Annotated in this window: 2 protein-coding genes; both read right to left on the minus strand. The window is 69.0% G+C overall.

Translation table 11 applies throughout. The features are described from left to right. The coding region (locus EHS43_RS40375; RefSeq protein ID WP_125195517.1) for an ABC transporter permease at positions 1-2,540 on the minus strand (2,540 nt) is incomplete at its 3' end. Then, a complete protein-coding gene (locus EHS43_RS40380; RefSeq protein WP_037709335.1) occupies positions 2,537-3,325 on the minus strand; it encodes an ABC transporter ATP-binding protein in 789 nt (262 codons plus the stop codon). The genes EHS43_RS40380 and EHS43_RS40375, both read right to left, overlap by 4 nt. Between the last annotated feature and the right edge of the window lie 145 nt (positions 3,326-3,470).

The raw sequence follows: 3,470 nt of genomic DNA on the forward strand, positions 1-3,470 counted from the left end.
GCCCGGAACGCCGGGATCAGGGCGGCGAACAGGCCCACGAAGGCCGAGCCGATGAAGACCGCGACGATCGTCGGCCACGGGATGTCCAGGACCTTCAGGCCCTCCAGGGCGAGGAGCTTCTGGGCGGTGGCGCCCCAGCCCATGCCCAGCCCCAGTCCCAGCAGGGCGCCGAAGAGGGCGATCACCACCGACTCCAGGCGGATCATCCGCCGCAGCTGGCGCCGCGAGAGCCCGATGGCCCGCATGAGGCCGATCTCCCGGGTCCGCTCGACCACCGAGAGCGCCAGGGTGTTCACGACACCCAGGATCGCGACGATGATCGCGAGGGCCAGCAGGCCGTAGATCATGTTCAGGAGCTGGCCGATCTGGTCCTTGAAGGCTTCCTTGTAGTCGGTCTGGTCGCGCACGGTGTACTGCGGGTAGTCGTGCAGCGAAGCCTTCAACGACTTGTAGGCCGCGTCCTGCTGGCCCTCCTTGGCGTTGGCGAAGACCAGCTGGTCGAGGGGCATCTTGTCGGCCGGCACGTACTTGGCGAGCGTGGCGATCGAGATGTACTTCGAGCCCGCGTCGATGACGACGTCACTGCTGGTGATCGCCCGGACCGTCAGGTCGGCGGTCGCGCCGTCCTTGAAGGCGACCTTGATCTTCGAGCCCAGGTGGATGCCGTGCGCCCTGGCGAACTTCTCGTGCACGGACATCGAGTCGGGCCGGTAGGCGTCGGCGAGCTTCCCGGCGACGGTCTTGGTGCGCAGGTCGGTGGCGTACGACGGGTCGGCCGCCGTGATGTCGGTGTCCTTGAGCGTCTTGCCGTCGGGGGTCGTGTAGTCGGCCTCCGTGATCCGGTACTCGGTGACGTGATCGAGGCCGGAGGTGCCCTTGACGGCCTTTACCGCGGCCGGGGTGATGAGCTGCCCGCTGTCGGACTGGATGATGAAGTCCGTGCCGACCGACTTGTCGAGCTCTTCGGTGGCCGAGGCGACCATGGAGGAGCCGACCACCGACAGACAGGCCACCAGCGCGAGGCCGATCATCAGGGCGGCGCCCGTGGCTCCCGTACGGCGCGGGTTGCGCAGGGCGTTGCGCTCGGCCATGCGGCCGACGGGACCGAACACCCTGAGGACGACGGCGCCCAGCACGCGCACCACGCCACCGGCGAGGAGCGGGCCGATCACGACGAAGCCGATCAGGGAGAGCACCACGCCGAGGCCGAGCCACAGGGAGCCCTCCTTGGCCTTGTCGGCCGCGGCGGCCAGGTAGAGTGCGCAGCCGCCGCCGGCGGTCAGGGCCGTGCCCAGCAGGGCCCTGATCCAGCCCGCCCTGGCGTCGGCCGGGGCGCCCGCGTCCCGCAGGGCGGCCATCGGTGAGACCTTGCCCGCGCGGCGGGCCGGAAGCCAGGCGGCGAGGACGGTGACGACCACCCCGAGGAGCAGGCCGACCACCGGGGTCGTCCAGGCGACCGTCAGATCGCTGGTCGACAGGTTCATGCCCATGGAGCCCATGAGCTTCATCAGCCCGATCGCGAGCCCGACGCCCGCGCCGACCCCGAGCACCGAGCCGAAGACGCCGAGCAGGAGCGCCTCGACCAGCACGGACCGGTTGACCTGGCGGCGCGAGGACCCGATGGCCCGCATCAGGCCGATCTCCCGGGTGCGCTGCGCGACCAGCATCGAGAAGGTGTTGATGATGAGGAAGATGCCGACGAGGAAGGCGATCCCGGCGAAGCCGAGCATCGCGTACTTCATGACGTTCAGGAAGCCCTCGACGTCCTTCTGGTTGGCGTCGGCGGTCTCCTTGGCCGTCTGCACCTTGTAGGCGCCGCCGAGTCCGGCGGCGACGTTCTTCTTGAGCTGGTCGTCGCTTACTCCGGCCGCGGCCGTGACGTTGACGTTCGTGAAGACGTTCGGCCGGCCGACGAGCGCGGCCTGCGCGGTCTTCGTGTCCAGGTAGAAGATCGCGGCGCCGGGGTTGGTGACCTCGAACTCGGCGACGCCGGAGATCTTCGCGGTGTGCGTGCCGACCGCGCTGATGACGCCGATCTCGTCACCGAGCTTCAGGTGGTGCTTGTCGACGGTGTCCTTGTCGACCATGACCTGGTCGGGGCTCCTCGGCGCCGTACCGGAGGTGATCTTCATGGTGCGGGCGTCGTTGGCGTTCCAGTTGCCGACGATGGTCGGGCCGCCGCCGGACGGCGAGAGGCTGTCCTTGTCGGCGTCCACGACGGTCACCGAGGTCGAGAAGACGGTCCCCTCCGCCGTCTTCACGCCCTGCGCCTCGCGCACCTTGGTCAGCACGGAGGCCGGCATGACCGGCGGTTTGCCGTTGTCGGAGGTGGTCTCACCGGTGTCGGAGGCGCCCTTGGCGCTCACCGTCACGTCCGAGGAGGTGGCCTGGAAGAGCTTGTCGAAGGTGGTGTTCATCGTGTCGGTGAACACCAGCGTCCCGCAGACGAAGGCGACCGACAGCAGGACCGCCACGGCCGACAGGGCCATGCGTCCCTTGTGCGCGAAGAAGTTGCGCAGGGAGGTCTTCATGACGGTCATGACGTGCGCCCCCGGGCGTCGAAGTCCTTCATGCGGTCCAGGACGGCCTCCGCGGTCGGCTTGTGCATCTCGTCGACGATCCGGCCGTCGGCGAGGTACAGCACCCGGTCCGCGTAGGAGGCGGCGACCGGGTCGTGCGTGACCATCACGATGGTCTGCCCGAGTTCGTCGACCGAGCGGCGCAGGAAGCCCAGTACCTCGGCACCCGCGCGCGAGTCGAGGTTTCCGGTCGGCTCGTCACCGAAGATGATCTCGGGGCGGGCTGCCAGGGCGCGGGCCACGGCGACACGCTGCTGCTGTCCGCCGGAGAGCTGGGTGGGCCGGTGCCTGAGGCGGTCCGAAAGTCCCACGGTGTCCACCACGCGCGCGAGCCACTGCTTGTCCGGCTTGCGCCCGGCGATGTCCATGGGCAGCGTGATGTTCTCCAGCGCGTTGAGCGTCGGGAGCAGGTTGAACGCCTGGAAGATGAACCCGACCCGGTCCCGGCGCAGCTGCGTGAGCTTCTTGTCCTTCAGGCCGGTGATCTCGGTGTCGTCCAGGTGGATCTGACCGCTCGTCACGGTGTCGAGACCGGCGAGGCAGTGCATGAGGGTGGACTTGCCGGACCCGGAGGGGCCCATGATCGCGGTGAACTGTCCGCGAGCGATGTCCACGTCCACATGGTCGAGGGCGACGACTCGGGTCTCGCCGGACCCGTACGCCTTGACGACCTGCCGCGCCCGCGCGGCAACGGCCGTACGCCCGCCAGTGCCCCCGTGCCTGGTGATGGTTACAGCCGATGTCACGGTATGTCTCCTATATCGGTCAGTCAGTGAGCCGCCGGGACCGCCCGGCGTTCGGTAAGTGGTGGTGCCCGCTTGGGTACGGCGTTCAGTCTGGTCCCGCGGGACGGTCCGGCGCGCTGGTGCTCGGCACCCACTTCTACGGGGG

Origin of the sequence: Streptomyces sp. RP5T (assembly GCF_003933965.1) — a bacterium.
Taxonomy (GTDB): domain Bacteria; phylum Actinomycetota; class Actinomycetes; order Streptomycetales; family Streptomycetaceae; genus Streptomyces.